Below are 17,965 nucleotides of genomic sequence, written 5' to 3' on the forward strand. Positions count from 1 at the left end.
CTGATGCAGGGCTGTTTTCCAGTGCTGTCATTGGTGGTGTGGACTCTCAAGCGTGAGGTAAGGGCATCTGGTGAATGCCTTGGCATGTACAGGCGATGAAGGACGTGGCACGCTGCGATAAGCGTGGGGGAGCTGTGAGCAAGCTTTGATCCCGCGATTTCCGAATGGGACAACCCACCTTCACCATTTAAGACTGGTCCAGCTTCTGGCTGGCCCCGTGTTAAATGGGAGAGGTATCACTAAGCTGAATAAAATAGGCTTTGGTGAAGCGAACCCGGAGAACTGAAACATCTCAGTACCCGGAGGAAAAGACATCAACCGAGATTCCGTTAGTAGTGGCGAGCGAACGCGGACCAGGCCAGCGCCTGATATTTAGTTAGCAGAACACTCTGGAAAGTGTGGCCATAGCGGGTGACAGCCCCGTATGCGAAAGCGCAATATCAGGACTTGAGTAGGGCGGAGCACGTGAAACTCTGTCTGAACATGGGGGGACCACCCTCCAAGCCTAAATACTCGTACATGACCGATAGCGAACCAGTACCGTGAGGGAAAGGTGAAAAGCACCCCGATGAGGGGAGTGAAACAGTACCTGAAACCGGATGCCTACAAGCAGTTGGAGGGCTCTTGAAGCCTGACAGCGTACCTCTTGCATAATGGGTCTGTGACTTAGTGTATCATGCAAGCTTAAGCCGTTAGGTGTAGGCGCAGCGAAAGCGAGTCTGAATAGGGCGACTGAGTATGATGCATTAGACCCGAAACCCGGCGATCTAGGCATGACCAGGCTGAAGGTGCGGTAACACGCACTGGAGGGCCGAACCGTTTAATGTTGAAAAATTATCGGATGAGTTGTGTTTAGGGGTGAAAGGCCAATCAAGCCGGGAAATAGCTGGTTCTCCGCGAAATCTATTGAGGTAGAGCGTCGGATGATTGCCGTTGGGGGTAGAGCACTGGATGGTTGCGGGGGTCGCGAGATCTACCAATACTAACCAAACTCCGAATACCAACGAGTCTAGTCCGGCAGACAGACGGCGGGTGCTAAGGTCCGTCGTCAAAAGGGAAACAGCCCTAACCTACAGCTAAGGTCCCCAAGTCACGTCTAAGTGGGAAAGCATGTGGGATTTCCAAAACAACCAGGAGGTTGGCTTAGAAGCAGCCATCCTTTAAAGAAAGCGTAACAGCTCACTGGTCTAAACAAGAGATCCTGCGGCGAAGATGTAACGGGGCTCAAGACGTGCACCGAAGCTTAGGGTTCAGTCTTTTGACTGAGCGGTAGCGGAGCGTTCCGTAGGCCGTTGAAGCGGGAGGGTAACCGACCGTGGAGGTATCGGAAGTGCGAATGCAGACATGAGTAGCGATTAAGAGGGTGAGATGCCCTCTCGCCGAAATTCCAAGGGTTCCTGCTTAAAGCTAATCTGAGCAGGGTAAGCCGGCCCCTAAGACGAGCCCGAAGGGGGTAGTCGATGGGAACCACGTTAATATTCGTGGGCCTGGAGGTGTGTGACGGATGGTGCAACTTGTCTGGCCTTATTGGATTGGTCCAGGCAGGGAAACTGTCCCAGGAAATAGCCCCTCCGTATAGACCGTACCCTAAACCGACACAGGTGGAATGGTAGAGTATACCAAGGCGTTTGAGAGAAGTATCCTGAAGGAACTCGGCAAATTGCCTCCGTACCTTCGGAAGAAGGAGGCCCCATCTAAGCGCAAGCTCTGATGGGGGGCACAGGCCAGGGGGTAGCGACTGTTTAGCAAAAACACAGGGCTCTGCTAAGTCGGCTTCAAGACGACGTATAGGGCCTGACGCCTGCCCGGTGCCTGAAGGTTAAGAGGAGGAGTGCAAGCTCTGAATTGAAGCCCAGGTAAACGGCGGCCGTAACTATAACGGTCCTAAGGTAGCGAAATTCCTTGTCGGGTAAGTTCCGACCTGCACGAATGGCGTAACGACTTCCCCACTGTCTCCAGGATATGCTCAGCGAAATTGAATTCTCCGTGAAGATGCGGAGTACCCGCGGTTAGACGGAAAGACCCCGTGCACCTTTACTGCAGCTTCAGAGTGGCATTAGGAAAGAACTGTGTAGCATAGGTGGGAGGCTTTGAAGCGAGGGCGCCAGCCCTCGTGGAGCCATAGGTGAAATACCACCCTGTTGTTTTCTGATGTCTAACCTCGCACCGTTATCCGGTGCAGGGACCCTCTGTGGCGGGTAGTTTGACTGGGGCGGTCGCCTCCTAAAGAGTAACGGAGGCGCGCGATGGTGGGCTCAGGACGGTTGGAAACCGTCTGTTAGAGTGCAATGGCATAAGCCCGCCTGACTGCGAGACTGACAAGTCGAGCAGAGACGAAAGTCGGTCATAGTGATCCGGTGGTCCCTCGTGGAAGGGCCATCGCTCAACGGATAAAAGGTACGCCGGGGATAACAGGCTGATGATTCCCAAGAGCTCATATCGACGGAATCGTTTGGCACCTCGATGTCGGCTCATCACATCCTGGGGCTGGAGCAGGTCCCAAGGGTTTGGCTGTTCGCCAATTAAAGTGGTACGTGAGCTGGGTTCAGAACGTCGCGAGACAGTTTGGTCCCTATCTGCCGTGGGCGTCGAAATTTGAGAGGAGTTGACCCTAGTACGAGAGGACCGGGTTGAACATGCCTCTGGTGTACCTGTCGTCCTGCCAAGGGCGCAGCAGGGTAGCTATGCATGGACGGGATAACCGCTGAAAGCATCTAAGCGGGAAGCCTCCCTCAAGATAAGATTTCTTCGAGCGGTCGTAGACCACGACCTTGATAGGCCGGATGTGGAAGTGCGGTAACGCATGGAGCTAACCGGTCCTAATTGCTCTGTTCGCGCTTGAATGCTTCTCCAAAGAAGCGAGTCCCACCATCAATGACAACACTGGAATAAACCAGCGTCAAAGATGCGGTGATCACCCTCATGCCAGACATCATATCTCAAAAGTGCACGGCACCGATTAAAACCCGAAGCGCAAGCTCTATTGCTTGGTGACCATAGCGTCTGTGACCCACCCGATCCCTTCCCGAACTCGGACGTGAAACCAGTCTGCGCCAATGGTACTGTGGCTCAAGCCCCGGAAGAGTAGGTCGTCGCCAGGCATTATAGCTCGCGCTCCATTAAACCCATTCGCATGTCCATGCGCTCAACAGCGCAATGCACGCCACAACGCGCAATCCACAGAACAACCACCACAATCCGCAATATCAACACGCCCGGTCCTCTCAAGATCGAGAAGATCAACGTTCATCGGACGGGATGCGGGTTAGCAAGAACACTACATAGCCCTTGAATTGCGGATGGTGCGACAGCATAGGCGGTGCTTGCCAGGCGCCTCCCTCCACCAGCGCCACCCGGAAGGGAATGGGAAAGCCCTCCATCCGGCGAAAATAATCCTCATAGCCCAGGATGGTGGTGCGTCCCTGATAGGTCTGAACGACCACCTCGTCGACCAGCCCGGCCAATCTGGTCAGGGCATGCGGGTCGCCATGCGCGCTCCAGTCCATCAACCCGGTGATCGACAGCCTCCAGTTCTGCGGCAGGCGTCGGCGCAGATCGTGCAGGAAGCGGGCATAGCCGTCGATCCCCCGCGTGGCGGCATCGAAATCGACCTGGAGCCCGACCACCTCATTTCCCGCCTCGCGCCAGCGGTTCAGATCGTCGAAGATCATCGCGTAAAGGGCGTCATTCCAGTCCAGCCGATCCGCCCTGACGACGAGCCAGACCTTCTTGCCCGGCAACCGGGGCGTTCCCATGCGCAGTCTCTCCAGCCGGGGCCACCCGCCGCGCCGGACCTCTCCGTCAAGGAGATAGAGGATCTTCGGCCGGACATTCCCTGCCGGACGCACCCCTGGCCAGAGATAAAAGGCATCATGAGCAGCCGGATCGACGGTTCCCATTCCCGTCTCCGCCTGACGCTGACAGCCGGACAGCGCCAGGAGCGCCAGCAATGCAGTCGCCCATCCGCCTGCGCGCATAATCACCAATAATAGCGCAGGGACTTCGCCCACCGGCTGTCGGGATAGCGCTGCTTCAATTCGGTGAACCACGCCTTTCGGTCGGCTTGAGGCGCCTGCGCCGCGTCCATCTCCTCATAGGTGCGATAGGGGCCGCCGCAACCATTATAGCCGGATGGCGCATAGCACATCACGGCGCGGTACAGGGCATAGGCCCGATCTTCTGGCGCCGCTCCCCTGTCCGCGATGATCGCGGCGTAAATGTCCGAGCGGGAGAGGAAGCGGCCGGAAAACCCGTCCCGCCCATTGCCGAGAGCGAAGCCGTCCTCGCCCGCCTTGAACAGGCTGAATCCGTCAAAGCCGTTCAGCCGGTAGAAATCGCCCAGGCAGAGCCGCGCCTTCGCATTGGCGGGGGATCGCGCCAGGGTTCCGGCGGTCTGCGCTATGCTGGGGCAGGGAAAGCCGTCCGACCATCTGCCCTTGCGGAACAGTCCCACCGGGATCCCGTCCTGCTGGGAGAAGTCCCACAGCCCGCCGTCGTTCCCGGCATTGGCGGGCACCAGCGCAAGATCGCCGGTGAAATCGCCAAAGGCGCCTCTCGTCAGATCCTTGTAGAGCAGGGTGAAGCGAGCCACGTCCCGCTCGCGCGCCGGACGGGCGCCGTCCTGCGCGGCGGCGCGCAGGATCGCCGGCGTTGCCAGCGTTTGCAGCAGGATCGTCCGCGTCATGCTGTCCGTGATCGGCGATCCCGGCGCGAAGACCTGCTCCACCCGCCCGTCCCGCTGCCAGCGGATGGCCAGCCCCATTTCGACAAGCGGCCTTTCATAGAGGGGGTTCGCCCCCCGCAGAAGGTCGCGCCAGAACCCCGCTTCATGGGGGTCTCGCGCTCGGCCCAGGGCCATGCCGCGCAGCACCTGCCGGCTGAAAGCGAGCGGCGTGAAGCGGTTGTCGCGCGCAGCATCGGGCAGCAGCGCCAGGATCGCTTTCGGATCGTCTCCGCCATAATAGGCCCGGCTGGCCTGAAGCAGCCCGTACAGATCGGCATGACGGGCAAACTGCCCCTTTTGCGCGGCGAGTTCGCCGGCGGTCAGAAAGGCCGGATCGGCATCCTGCCGTCGCATCCGCTTGAGATCGGCCACGGCCAGCAGAAGCGGCGCGTCGCTCTGGCTGCCGATGATCCTGGCCGCATCCTCCCGTTCCAGCAGCTTGATGTCGATCTCCTCGGCAAGGTCGGCGGCCGCTTCATCGTCGCCGGGCACGGTGGAGAGCAACTTCTCATAGCTGCGGACCAGGGTCGCCATGTCCCCGCTCAGCCACGCTACGCGGCGCGTCAGCCCTTGCGCCGACGCCGCATAGCGGCCGCTGGGATAAGCCTTCAGATAGGCGCCGATGGCATTGCCGGCCTCCTTGACCGCGGCGCGATCCACCTTTTCCGGCCCGGCGAAGTCGCCATATTCATCCACCGCCGTGGCGACCGCGGCGCGCAGGCCGATGCGGATCGGCATATATTGGGCGGTTTCCGCGACCCATTTGCTGCGGCTGCGCGTCAATGAAGCGAAACCCTCCCGCGCGGCCTGCCAGTCGCCCTTGTGAAAGGCGTCGGCCGCTTTCAGATAGGACAGATATTCGCGGCCCGGCTTGCTGGATACCGCCGCATTCCCCCAATCGGTCGTGCCGCAGCCGGTCTGGGCGCGAAGCCGGCCCAATTCGGCGCGCTCCGCCCCCGGCAAGGCGGCTTCGGCGGCAAGCGCCGCGTCGAAGGCCGCCACCGCCTCCCTGGAAACGGCGCAGCCCGTCGCATCGGCATTGCCCTCGCTCTCCTCTGCCGCTTGCGGCCAGAAGGCGGCGCGCAAGCCCGGCCATGTCATGAAGGTGCGGCCGAATTGCGGATTGTTTACGTCGGCCGCCGCGCCCGCACGATCCCCGTCCACCGGCCTCAGGCTGCGCATCAGCAGCAGGATGTTGATGCGCGTATCGTTGCCGGGGCTGATCGCGGCCCGCCCGCCGCAGTCATAATCGGGCGAAGCCAGTTGCCAGCCGGGCGAGCAGGAGGAGTCGGCGCAGGCCCAGAGCGCGCCGCCCAGGCCGATCCCCGACAGCGCCAGCATGATCAGCATGGCGGCGATGGGATGCCTGCGGTGAAACGCGAAATCATGGCTCATGAGGCGGCGCCGCCGATCGTCTTCTTCTTCATCCGAGGCCAGACTGAACAAAAGATCGCGTCCAGGCAATGGCGAAGGCAATGATCGCCGGCTTTCGGCGAGATTGTGCCATCGGTCGGCTGCAAGAAGGCGTATATATTTCAGCCCCCGCCATGCTGACGGCCTGGGCTGAATCCCCACACACCCTAATCCACCTTCTCGGCGGCCCGGACCGAATTTATCATCGAGGATTCGAGCAGATAGTTCAGCGAACGCGCAGGGTCGCCGGCAATCGCCCTGAGCTGTTCCTGCGCCTGCCGCTTCACATCCGGATCGCGTTCTTCGATCATCGCCTTGTTGCGGATGCTGGCCTTCTGGACGAATTCGATATTGCTCGCGCGGCGCTGGCGGTCATATCTGTCCAGCAGCGTGTCGTCGGCGCGCCTGTGCCACACGTCGGCCAGCTTTTCGGCGAGACTGGCGGCATCCTGGATGCCGCTGTTCAGGCCGAACCCGCCCAGCGGATTGTTGATGTGCGCGGCGTCGCCGGCCAGCAGGACGCGCCCCTTGCGGAAATGGCGCGCCACGCGCTGGTGAACGCGGTAGATGCCGCAATAGCGCAGGTGCAGTTCATCGGCGCCGGAAATGACGTCCAGAAGCCGGGCCTGCACGTTCGCCGGGTCCAGGACTTCCTCATCGCTCAGGGAAGGATCGGTGGGATAGGTGACGCGCCAATTGGGTTTTCCATCCTCATCCTCCAGCCGCAGGACGACCGCCCACCGATCCGGATCGGTCACATAATTGGTATAGGCGAAACCGAACTGCGTGAGATCATCGGCGAGATTGGTGACGACGAAGCGTTCCGGCCAGGTGAAGCCCTCGAAATCAATGCCGGCCGATTTGCGCACCTGGCTGCGCGCGCCGTCGGCGCCGATCAGCCACCGTCCGGTCGCCAGATGCTCCCCGCCCTCGCCATCGACATATTCCACCACGACGCCGCTCGCATCTTCGGTGAACCCGGTCATGCGGGCTCCCGCGCGGACTTCCACATTCGCATGCCGGGCCAGCGCGGCGAGCAGCACCGGCACCACCTTCTGCTGGCCCAAATGGAAACGATAGGGATGGTCCGTCACGTCCTTCAGGATGTTCAGGTCGAATTCCGCCACGACCGATCCGTCACGATTGCGCACCTGCCACAGGGGAATCCTGAGGCCGATTTCCATCAGGGCTGGCAGAACCCCCAGCCGCCCCAATATGTCGAGCGTCGGCGGATGAAAGGCCGCGCCGCGCGGATCCTGGATCGGCGTCGATGCCGCTTCGAGGATCAGGAGCGGGACGCCGCGCTGGGCCAGGTCGAGCGCGGCGACCAGGCCGACGGGGCCGCCTCCGACAATGATGACGCGATCTTCCATGGCCAGGGCCATCCTCTTTCTCCCGCAACTGTTTTTCAGGGCTGCCTTGCGCGGCCCGTCCGTCGGCCACATTTTCCCAGCCGGTCGCCCTTCTCCAGACCGCAGATCACATCGCAGCCATTCACTTTTTGCATATGATCGCCTAGAGCATTTTCAAATTGGCCGTTGGCGGGCCGTCATGGGCTGAATGTCGATCGGTCCTGGCGTCCGATGCACAAGGCGGCGAACAAGGGGGGGGGAAGGGCGATGTTGAAACTGGCCGATGTCGGGCTGTCCGAATTGCAGGCGTTCGAAGCCGTCTATCGCTGCCGCAGCGTCATAGAGGCCAGCCGCGTGCTCGACCTGCCCCAGCCCACGGTCAGCCGCTGGCTGGCCAAGCTGCGCGACCATTTCGGCGACGCGCTGTTCGTCAGGACGCCGCGCGGCATGGAGCCGACGGGAACGGCCGACGCGATCATCGGTCCGGTGCGGGACATGCTCCGCATCTACCGGGACCGGCTCATGCAGGACCGTTCCTTCGATCCGCGATCGACCAACCGGAACTTCCGCATAGCGGCTTCGGATTTCGGCCAGCTCACTGTGCTTCCCATGCTGGACCGCTGGTCGGCGGACCAGGCGCCCAGGGCGCGCTTCTCCTCCGTGGCGGTCGACAGGCACTCGCTGGCGGCCGGTCTCGAATCCGGGGAGATCGACATCGCCTTCGGCGGATTTCCGGCGCTCTATTCCGGGGTCATCGAACAGACGCTCTATGAAGACGTCTATGTTTGCGTCATGCGGCGGGGGCATCCGCTGCTCGACCGCGATTTCACGGTGGAGGCGTTCCGCGACGCCACCCATGTGCTGGTGAGCGCCCGCACGGCGGGGCACATCCACCATGAGGTGGAGGCGCGCATCACGGCGATGGTCTCGCCGGAAAATGTGCGCCTGACCTCCAACAGCTTCCTGGTGGCGCCGCTGCTGCTGGGCCAGACCGACATGATCCTGACCGTGCCGAGGCGCGTGGCGCTGATCTTCAAGGCGCAGGTGGATCTGGAGATAATGTCCCCGCCCTTCGATCTGCCCCAGTTCAAGGTCAAGCAATATTGGCACGAGCGGTCGAGGCACGATCCCGGCCACCAATGGCTGCGCCAAGGGATCGCGGAACTGATGGCGGGAAGGCCCCCGTCCTAGGACCGATCGGCGCTAGGGGGACGGGCGTCTCCGCGCCCTCAGCATCAGCACATTCGCGGCGCAAAGGACAAGGGGCAGGGAAAGAAGGGCCAGGACGCGGCCCGGCGACAGCGCGCTGCCGATGAGCAGGCTGCCGGCCAGCGCGCTGATGACGGCGCCGAAGCGGCCCGCCATCACCGCCCATCCCAGTCCGGTTGCGCGGATGTCGGGCGGGTAGATCATGACGGCCAGGGCGGTCAGCGCAACCTGCGACCCGGCCGTGCCGATGCCCGTGAAGAAGAAGAGGGCGCTCCACAGCAGCGGGTCCGGCGGGAATATCTCAAAGCCCAGCAGCGCCGCGATGGCGATGCCATAGGCGCACAGCAGCGCGGGGACGATGCCGCCGCGGTCGGAGGGGACGGACAGGGCCAGGCCGCCCAGAATTCCCCCGGCCTGGACGACCACGCTCGATCGCAGCGCGTCCGCACGCGAAAAGCCGGCAAGTTCGAGCAGCGCCGGAAGCCAACTGATCATCAGGTAGAGGATGAACATCGTCAGCCACGACAATATCCACAGGATCGCGGTCTGCACCCGCAACCGGGGCGTGAGCAGCGATCCCAGCGCGCCTCCATGCGCGACCGTCGGGCCGGGCCGGAGCGCCTGCCCCTCCAGCGCCAGCCGGCGCAGGACTTTCCTCAACTGGCCGGGGCGGCGGCCGGTCCGCAGGAGATAGTCGGGACTTTCCGGCAGGGCGAACAGCAGCAGCAGGCTGACGCCCAGGGGAAGCCAGCCGCCGACCTGGAAAAGCCCCTGCCACCCCAGCCAATGGACGATCGGCGGACCGGCGAAGCCTGCCGTCAACGCCCCCAGGGCGACCGAGCTGTAGACCAGCGCGACGCAGAGCGCCTTGCGCCGGGCGGGCACGAATTCCGAAACGAGCGCGACCGCATTGGGGATGCTCATGCCCAGGCCGATGCCCGTCAACGCGCGCGAGGCGACCAGGCCGGCGACCGTTGCGGCCTGGCTGGTCGCGAGCGAGCCGAGCCCGGCGATCGCCAGCGCGGTCACGAGCATCGGCTGACGCCCGATCCGATCGCCCAGCGGCGCCAGGAAAGCCGCGGAGAACAGCATGGCGAGAAGCGCGGAGGCAAGGGCTGGGCCGAAAGTCGATGGCGCCAGCGCCCATTGCTCGGCGATGGGGGGCACGCTGAGCGCCATGGCCTGAATGTCGAATCCGTCGAGGAGCATGACCAGGCAGCCCATCGCGACGATCCGATATTGGAAGGGGGATATGGGACGATTGTCGATGACGCCGCCGATCGTCGCGGGCGCGTCCGCCATGTCCGGATTTCCGGTGGAAACGACGTTCATGATCTTTGCCGGCCTCCCCTATCTCTCTATGTCGCCGCCGGTCGTTGCGTCGGGCGGTCGCGGTTGACCGCTGTCGTCCAGGATCGGTCGGCAGGTCGGGCTTGGCAAATATTGTAATCGCATATCGGCAATTCATTTGTGCGCTGATCCTCCGCGCCGGGCCGCGTCCGGGCGGGGAAGGCGCCGCCGGCCGACAAGGCGCCGCCTGCCTATACGATTTTCGTATTTCGCCGATGCAGTTATGGTTATGGCGATGCGCCCCGAAGCTGCTTAGCCATGGCAAGGCTTGAAAGCAAATCGGCGCGAAGATGCCGACAGACGAAGAAGAGGTGGTTCGGGGTCATCGACCGCGGCGACATGCATGTCCGGGACATCGACCGGGCATTTTCGCGGCCCCACGCCACCTTAAAGCAATAATTACGCACTGGATGCACGTCCAGCAATGTGGGGAGAGGCAATGAACATTTGCAATCGCAGCGCTTTTATCATCCTGATGCTGTCGACATCGTCGGCGATGGCGCAGACCGCCCCCTTTCCGGAGGATGCGCAGGCGGACGCGGCCGCAGCCGCCCAGGGGGCGGGCGGACAGATCGAGGAGATCGTCGTCACGGCCCAGAAGCGCGCCGAAAACATCCAGCGGGTTCCCATCGCCATTTCGGCCCTGGGCGGAGAGGCGTTGGCCAACAAGGGTTTCGACAGCCTGGCGACGCTCACGAAACTCGCTCCCTCCCTTCAGCTCAGCAATTACGGTCCGATCGCATTCGTGACGATGCGCGGCATCGGCAATGAGAACACCACCGCCGGCGGAGACCCCGGCGTCGCCTTCCACTATGACGGCGTCTATATCGGCCGGCCGATCGGCACCCTGTTTTCGGCCTTCGATACCGAACGGGTGGAAATCCTCCGCGGTCCGCAGGGCACGCTCTATGGGCGGAACGCCACGGGCGGCTCGATCAACTACATCACCCGGAAGCCCGGCGACGAGCTGGAGGGCCATGTCGACGTGACCGCCGGCAAATACGACATGTGGCGGGTGCGGGGGGCCGTCAACCTTCCCCTGTCCGACGCGGTCAGCACCAGGATCGTCGCTTTCCGCGAGAAGCGGGACGGCTTCACCCGCAACAGCGTGCCGGGCGGGACGGACGCCAATGACGCGAACAACTGGGGCGTGCGCGGCCATGTCCGCATCGAACCCGCCGGCGATTTTTCCATCCTTCTTTCGGGCGTCCATATCCACAGCGGCGGCGTCGGCAGCCAGCCGGAGATCCGCACGCCGTTTCCCGGCTCCACGACCGGCCGGAACCTGGGCGGCCCGCAGATAGCGGGCCTCAACAACTATCTGGTCGACGGCGTCCCGCTGGTCAACGACCTGCGGCCCTTCCATGAAGGGAAGAACAGTCCGGAATATCAACGCAACTCGTTGTCGATATTGAGCGCGAACCTTGAATATGATCTTGGCGCGGCGACGATCAAGTCGATCACCGCCTATGCCGAGTCGAAATTCAGTTCCCAGGCCGATACCGATTATTCGCCAAAGGATCTGGGCGTCCTGGACCTGGAAGAAAGGGCGCATCAATTTTCCCAGGAATTGCAGATCCTCTCCAACGCGGGCGCCAACGCTCCGTTCAACTGGATATTGGGCGCCTATTATTTCCGCGAAAAGGGGTTCCGCCAATCGGCCTTCCGGGGCGGCCGCTATGCCATCGTCGCGGCGAACAACAATGTTCCGGACGGCTTCCGGCTCGCCGGAGACGTCACGTCGAAATCCTACGCCTTTTTCGGCCAGGCGACCGTTCGTCCGCTCGACCGCTGGAGCATAACCGGCGGCCTGCGCTATACCCATGACGAAAAGGACGGCGTCAATTCGGGCTTCCAGTTCACGCCGCCCAGCTATAGCGGCCCGGTCGGCGGACAGTGGGAAAAGGTCACCTACCGCATCGCCACCGACTATCAGCTCACCGACGCGATCCTGGCCTATGTCAGCTATTCCACCGGGTATAAATCGGGCGGGATCAACCAGGCGATCAATCCGCTGCTTTCCAACGCCGTCTTCCAGCCGGAAACCGTCAAGGCGATGGAGGCGGGGCTAAAGAGCCAACTCTTCGACCGGCGGCTGCAGGTCAACCTTGCGGCCTATCGCAACAAATATGACGATCTCCAGTTCCAGATATTGGGGCCGTTCGGCGCCCAGGCCTATAATGCCAGCGGGGCGACCGTGCAGGGCGTGGAACTCGAATTCCAGGCCGCCCCGACATCCTGGTTCCGGCTGGACGGATCGGGCGCCTATACCGACGCCACATTCGATCCCCAGCTCGTCCAGAATGTGCAACTGGGCGGCAATCGCGTGCAGCGCACGCCCAAATGGACGGCGAATGTGGGCGGTTCCGTCAGCTTCCCCATCCGCGGGTTTGGCGAAGGGCGCCTGCGCGTCGATTATTCCTACACCAGCCGGATTTTCTATACCGCCTTCAACCGGGCCGCGCCCTTTCCGGTCAATCCCGGATCGGACCTGGCGCCCGGTTACGAAAATGTCGACATGCGCCTGTTCCTCACGACGGCGGACGATCGCTGGACGGGCGAGGTGTTCGTCACCAACCTCTTCGACACGGTGCAGACCGGCAATGTGTTCCGCGGCATCGGGTTCAACGACGTGCCGGGCGGCGGCGGCGCCGAAGTCGTCACCTACAAGCCGCCGCGCCAATATGGCTTGAGGATCGGCTATAAATTCTGACGGAACGGCGGCCCCCCCGGCGGGCCGCCATTTCGCGATGCGCCCCGCCATGGTAGAGGGGCGGGGCGCATTCGGGAGGGCATGATGCACCATTATCCGCCGCTCGTCCTGGTCCACGGCGCCTGGCATGGCGCCTGGTGCTGGAACCGGACCCAGTTCCACCTGGCGCTTCTCAACCGCATGGCCGTTGCGGTCGACCTGCCGAACCACGGGCTGCGGGCGCTTTTCCCCAGGGCGCAGAGGGCGCGTCCCTTCTCGGCCGAGGCGATGGCCGCCGAGCCAAGCAGCGCCGGCGCCATCTCCCTTGGCGAGGCTGCCTCCTTCCTGGCCGGGCAGATCGAGGCGCTGAGCATCTCCACCGGCAGCAGGGTGGCGCTCGTCGCCCATAGCCTGGGCGGCGCGATAGCGAATGCCGCCGCGGAAATCGCCGCCGAGCATCTGTCGCACCTCGTCCATCTGTGCGCGATCACGCCCGTGGACGGCCATGCGGCGCTGGAATACAGGATGGCGCCGGAGAATGAAGGCTCGCGCACCGCCTCGCTCCAGACGGGCCATCCTCCGGAGATCGGCGCGGCGCGCATCGATGCGGCCGACGAAGCGCGCCTCCAGGACATCAGGCAGATATTCTTCCATGACATCGACGAGGATGCGGCGCGGGCGGCGACCCATTTCATGACGCCGGACGTTCCCCTGGGATTCCTGCGCGATCCGGTGATCACGACGGGACGCTTCGCCGCCATACCGCGCGCCTATATCGTCTGCACGCAGGACAATGCCCTGCGCGAACCGGCGCAACGGCGCTGCATAGCGGACATGGACCGGGCCTATCCCGACGCGCCGACCAGGGTCAGCACGCTCGCTTCGTCCCATTCGCCCTTCTTCTCCTGTCCGGACCGGCTGGCGGCCCTGATCGACATGCACTCGAAGTAACAGGGCGACTTCCACGGCCAGATCGGCCATCAGCCCGTCCGCCATCGCGGTTCCGGACAGGAATCCTGGCGATCGCCTAATCGCGGAAGACGACCGTCTTGTTCGCGTTGATGAACACCCGGTCCTGCACATGATATTGCACGGCCCTGGAAAGCACCCGCTGCTCTATGTTCCGACCCTTGCCGACCAGCGCCTCGGGCGTGTCGGCGTGCGAGACCATCTCCACGTCCTGGTGGATGATCGGCCCTTCATCGAGGTCGGCGGTGACGTAGTGCGCCGTCGCGCCGATCATCTTGACGCCGCGGGAATGCGCCTGGTGATAGGGTTTGGCGCCCTTGAAGCCGGGCAGGAAGCTGTGATGGATGTTGATGCAGCGGCCCGCCAGGAACGCGGCCAGGTCGTCCGACAGGATCTGCATATACCGGGCGAGCACGACGAGTTCCGCGCCCGACGCCACGATCGTCTCCTTGATCCTCGCCTCCTGCGCCGCCCTGTTGTCCCTGGCGGCGGGAAAATGATGATAGGGGATGTCCTCAAGCCATGACCTGATCGTCAGGGCTTCCTTGGGGTGGTTGGATATGATGGCGACCACGTCCATGTCGATTTCGCCGATGCGGCTGCCGTACAGCAGATGGCCCAGGCAATGATCGAATTTCGACACGAGCGCCACGACCCTTCGCCGTTGCGCGGCAGGACGCAACGACCATTGCATGCCAAACCCGGCGGCGACATCGATAAACATGTTTTCGAATGCCACGGTCCTGTCGTCGGGAAATCGAGCGACGACGCGCATGAAGAACTTGCTGGTTTCCGGATCGTTGAACTGCTGCGCGTCGGTGATGTTGGCGCCGGCGGAAAAGAGCGCGGCGCTGACGGCGGCCACTATTCCGGGCCGGTCGGGACACGACAATTTGAGGATATGGTCTTCAGGCACGCGACATTCCCCTCCAAGGTCATGCATGGCCGCCACGGTGCGGCCGCGTCTTGGCAGCCTTAATCGATCCGCGTCCCGTCCGATTGCAAGATGCCGGGCCGTCCGCCGCGCGGCTTGGCCCATTCCGCATATCGGATATTCGGGGCCGCCCGGCGCGGATCATGGAATCCGGATAGCGAATATTTCCTATCCGCTTCCTGTGATTTTCAGAATTTCGCAAAGCTGATCTATTCGCCGAACGCGGTCGACAGAACCGGCATTACGGCACGAACCGCGAATGGCATCGCGCACGCAAAAGATGCGCGCATGAAGGGGAGAGCTGAATGTCTGGAGCCTCAAAACGCGCCTGTCGTCCGCATTTCAGCGCCTTGCTGATGCGCGGGGCCTTCCTTGGCGCCTTCGCCTCGACCGCGCCGGCCCACGCCTGGCAGGGCAGTGCCGCCGCTGGTCCGGAACAGGCGTCGCAGGCCGCCCGAACCGCATCGGGGGGGATTGCCGACATCGTCGTCACTGCGCGGCGCCGGTCGGAATCGCTCCAGAACACGCCGGTCGCCGTTTCCGCGATCACGGGGGCGACGCTGGCGGACCGGGGCGCCACGGACATTTCGGCCGTGGCGCAGGCCGTGCCCAGCCTGACGTTCAACACCACGGCGGGGAATTCCGGCGCCTCCAACGCCGCGGTCGTCTTCATCCGCGGCATCGGCCAGGACGACTTCTTCCCCACGATCGATCCGGGCGTCGGCATCTATCTGGACGGCATCTACGTCTCGCGCACCCTGGGTTCGGTCCTCGATACGGTCGACCTCGAACAGGTGGAGGTGCTGCGCGGTCCCCAAGGTACGCTCTTCGGGAAGAACACGATCGGCGGCGCGGTCCAGATCACCACCAGGAAACCCTCCGACAAGTTCGAGGGGTCGCTTGAGGCCACGACGGGGCGTTTCGACCGCATCGACGTCAAGGGCAGCATCAACATTCCCTTCACGTCCAGCCTGTTCGGCCGTTTCTCGCTCGCGACGCTCAACCGCGACGGCTATGTCACGATCCTGCGGAAGGATCCCGGCACCGGGGCCGTGACGGAGGCCGACGCGCCGAAGCTGGGCGACATTTCCACCATTGCGGGCCGGGGCGCGCTCCGTTGGGAGGCGACGCAGGAATTCAAGCTGGATCTCAGCTTCGATTATACGCGCAAGCGCGAGCAATCGTCGGGCACGACCCTGCTCGCGACCCAACCCCTGGTTCCCGGCATTCCGGTCGGCGATCCCAATTTCATCAATGCGAACGCCGCGACCATCGGGGGCTTCTACAATCTGGTCGTCGCCGGCGCGCAGGGCTGCAATCCGCTGGCCGGAGGGGACGCGTTCGACCAGTCCAATCCCTCCTGCTTCAACGATCAATATGTCACCGGCAATCCCTATACGACCTTCTACGATCCGGCGCGTTCGCGGTCGGACCTCGACCTCTGGGGCCTGACGGGTGTCGCGGAATGGAACGTCTCGCCCGATGTGAGCGTCAAGTCGATCACCGGCTACCGGCGCACGGAATCGCATTTCATGCGGGACGACGATACCCCGTTCAGGCTGCTGGAATTGCAGACCGACCAGACCGCCCGGCAATTCAGCCAGGAACTGCAATTTTCGGGCAGGACGATGGACAGCCGCCTGACCTGGCTGATCGGCCTCTATTATTTCAGCGAAAAGGTGCGGTTCGACAATCCGGCCTGCTTCTCCTTCGTCTGCACCGCCGTCAAGACGAAGCTGGACACCGACAGCTACGCCGCCTTTTCCCAGGCGACCTTCGCCATCGATCCCCGCACCAACCTGACCGCCGGGCTGCGCTACACCAATGAGACGAAGCGCAACGATCCGGACAATTTCTACATCGACAACGGGTTCGGGCTGCCGCCCTTCGCCGTCAACAATCCCAATCCGGACCCGGCCACGATCATCGACAATCCCGCGAAGGTGAAGCTGAAGAACGTGTCGCCGATGGTGTCGCTGGACCATCGCTGGTCGCCGTCGATCATGACCTACGCCTCCTTCTCCCAGGGCATCAAGGGCGGCGGCTTCCAGCAACGCGTCATCCTGCCGCGCCTTCAGCAGCCGACCTTCGGTCCGGAAAAGCTGACCTCTTACGAGATCGGCGCGAAGACGGACCTTTTCGATCATCACGTCCGCTTCAACATCGCGGCTTTCTGGGCGGATTACAAAAATCTCCAGATCACCGTGTTCGATCCCAATTTCAGCATAGAGCCGTTGCAGGTGAACGGCGGCACGGCCCGCATTCGCGGCATCGAAGTGGAATCGACGATCAAGCCGTTCGAAGGGCTTACCGCGACGCTGGGCGGCAGCTATCTGGACACCGAATATACCAGGATCGCCCCCAATGCGGCGATCCCGCCCGATGCGGTCCTGCCCTATACCCCGAAATGGTCGATCAGCGGCGGCCTGAGCTATGCGTACGAACTGGCCGGTGCGGGAACGCTCACCCTGCGCGGCGACTGGAATTATCGCAGCCGTACCTTCTTCAACGCGGCGAACGATCCGATCATCTCCCAGCCGGGCTATCATGTGGTGAACCTGTCCGCGGCCTTCCTGACCAGGGACGAACATTGGCGGCTCACCCTGGGGGTCACGAACCTGACGGACAAGGCCTATCTCGGTTCGGGTTTCGCGGACCTGCGAAACTCCTCCTTCGCCGATGGCGTCTATGCCCGGCCAAGGGAATGGTATCTCTCGGCGCGATACGCCTTCTGAGACCCTCACGCATGCCGGGCTCTCCGGATTTTGCCGTCGCATCGTTCGTGGCGGAAAATCGGTTTCTGCCCTTCGACAGGCTTTTCCGCACGATGCTTCAGCTCGACTGATCCGGCTTCGCGGCATGATAACGGACCGATGCCATTGCCGGCGCAATGGCGGCCGGCTTGAACAGTTCGATGTCGATCGCGCTTACCCGATCAAGGCCGATCAGCCGCCGGCCGAGTTCGCAGGCCAGGGTCTCGATAAGCTCGAAATGGCCCTCGGCGGCCAGGCGCCGGGCCGCGTCGACCAGGGTGCGATAATCCACGGCGCGGTCGATCCGGTCGCTCTCCGGCTCGCGCACTTCCGCCGCGATGTTGAGCAGGATTTCCTGGTGATGGTCCTTTTCGCCGCGATGGATGCCGACGCTGGCCATGATCGAGATATTCTGCGCCCGCACCCACAGCTTCTGCTCCGGCCCGATCGCTGATCCCGTTCGATGCCGGCAATGTCGGCAGGATGGTTCATTGGCGGCCAGTCCGGGAAATTCGTTTCGATCATGCATGAAATGCCCAATAGTCCGGTCGATTGCCGAGACATCATAGC

Annotated in this window: 10 protein-coding genes and 2 rRNA genes; 6 read left to right on the forward strand and 6 right to left on the reverse strand. The window is 62.8% G+C overall.

Translation table 11 applies throughout. The annotated features are described in order from the left end of the window. The first annotated feature begins 47 nt into the window (after positions 1-47). Positions 48-2,843 (forward strand): 23S ribosomal RNA (locus L286_RS38135). 143 nt (positions 2,844-2,986) lie between these two features. Beyond that, positions 2,987-3,101 (forward strand): 5S ribosomal RNA (rrf, locus tag L286_RS38140). A gap of 138 nt (positions 3,102-3,239) precedes the next feature. On the opposite strand, the gene L286_RS38145 is transcribed toward rrf, so the two are convergent. From L286_RS38145 to L286_RS38155, 3 genes are all read right to left on the reverse strand, one after another. Further along, positions 3,240-3,950 carry a DUF3142 domain-containing protein gene (locus L286_RS38145; RefSeq protein ID WP_020819650.1) on the reverse strand — a complete coding sequence of 237 codons (711 nt, stop codon included), beginning with the start codon at positions 3,948-3,950 and terminating at the stop codon, positions 3,240-3,242. 29 nt (positions 3,951-3,979) lie between these two features. Then, a complete protein-coding gene (locus tag L286_RS38150; protein WP_020819651.1) occupies positions 3,980-6,118 on the reverse strand; it encodes a hypothetical protein in 2,139 nt (712 codons plus the stop codon). A 185-nt stretch (positions 6,119-6,303) separates the two neighbouring features. After that, a complete protein-coding gene (locus L286_RS38155) occupies positions 6,304-7,521 on the reverse strand; it encodes an FAD-dependent oxidoreductase (protein ID WP_013053698.1) in 1,218 nt (405 codons plus the stop codon). A 234-nt stretch (positions 7,522-7,755) separates the two neighbouring features. Here L286_RS38155 and L286_RS38160 point away from each other — a divergent pair, with 234 nt between their 5' ends. After that, positions 7,756-8,679 (forward strand): LysR family transcriptional regulator, encoded by a 924-nt coding sequence (locus L286_RS38160; protein WP_233448249.1) that lies wholly within the window; start codon positions 7,756-7,758, stop codon positions 8,677-8,679. Positions 8,680-8,691: 12 nt separating this feature from the next. Here L286_RS38160 and L286_RS38165 read toward each other — a convergent pair whose 3' ends face one another. Continuing rightward, positions 8,692-10,029, reverse strand: coding sequence for an MFS transporter (locus L286_RS38165; RefSeq protein WP_020819653.1), 1,338 nt, complete (start codon positions 10,027-10,029; stop codon positions 8,692-8,694). Between the two features lie 457 nt (positions 10,030-10,486). On the opposite strand from L286_RS38165, the gene L286_RS38170 reads away from it, so the two are divergent. Continuing rightward, positions 10,487-12,760: a TonB-dependent receptor gene (locus L286_RS38170; RefSeq protein ID WP_020819654.1), complete on the forward strand. Its 2,274-nt coding sequence runs from the start codon at positions 10,487-10,489 to the stop codon at positions 12,758-12,760. Positions 12,761-12,841: 81 nt separating this feature from the next. Beyond that, positions 12,842-13,690: an alpha/beta fold hydrolase gene (locus L286_RS38175; RefSeq protein WP_020819655.1), complete on the forward strand. Its 849-nt coding sequence runs from the start codon at positions 12,842-12,844 to the stop codon at positions 13,688-13,690. A 76-nt stretch (positions 13,691-13,766) separates the two neighbouring features. Here the strand turns inward: L286_RS38175 and purU are convergent, their stop codons facing one another. Beyond that, positions 13,767-14,651 (reverse strand): formyltetrahydrofolate deformylase, encoded by an 885-nt coding sequence (gene purU / locus L286_RS38180; protein ID WP_051146807.1) that lies wholly within the window; start codon positions 14,649-14,651, stop codon positions 13,767-13,769. A gap of 296 nt (positions 14,652-14,947) precedes the next feature. Here purU and L286_RS38185 point away from each other — a divergent pair, with 296 nt between their 5' ends. Beyond that, positions 14,948-17,377, forward strand: coding sequence for a TonB-dependent receptor (locus tag L286_RS38185; protein ID WP_020819657.1), 2,430 nt, complete (start codon positions 14,948-14,950; stop codon positions 17,375-17,377). 97 nt (positions 17,378-17,474) lie between these two features. Here L286_RS38185 and L286_RS38190 read toward each other — a convergent pair whose 3' ends face one another. Continuing rightward, positions 17,475-17,924, reverse strand: a complete 450-nt coding sequence (locus tag L286_RS38190) for a dihydroneopterin aldolase (RefSeq protein WP_020819658.1) — start codon at positions 17,922-17,924, stop codon at positions 17,475-17,477. Between the last annotated feature and the right edge of the window lie 41 nt (positions 17,925-17,965).

Source organism: Sphingobium sp. HDIP04 (assembly GCF_000445085.1).
Classification (GTDB): Bacteria; Pseudomonadota; Alphaproteobacteria; order Sphingomonadales; family Sphingomonadaceae; genus Sphingobium; species Sphingobium indicum.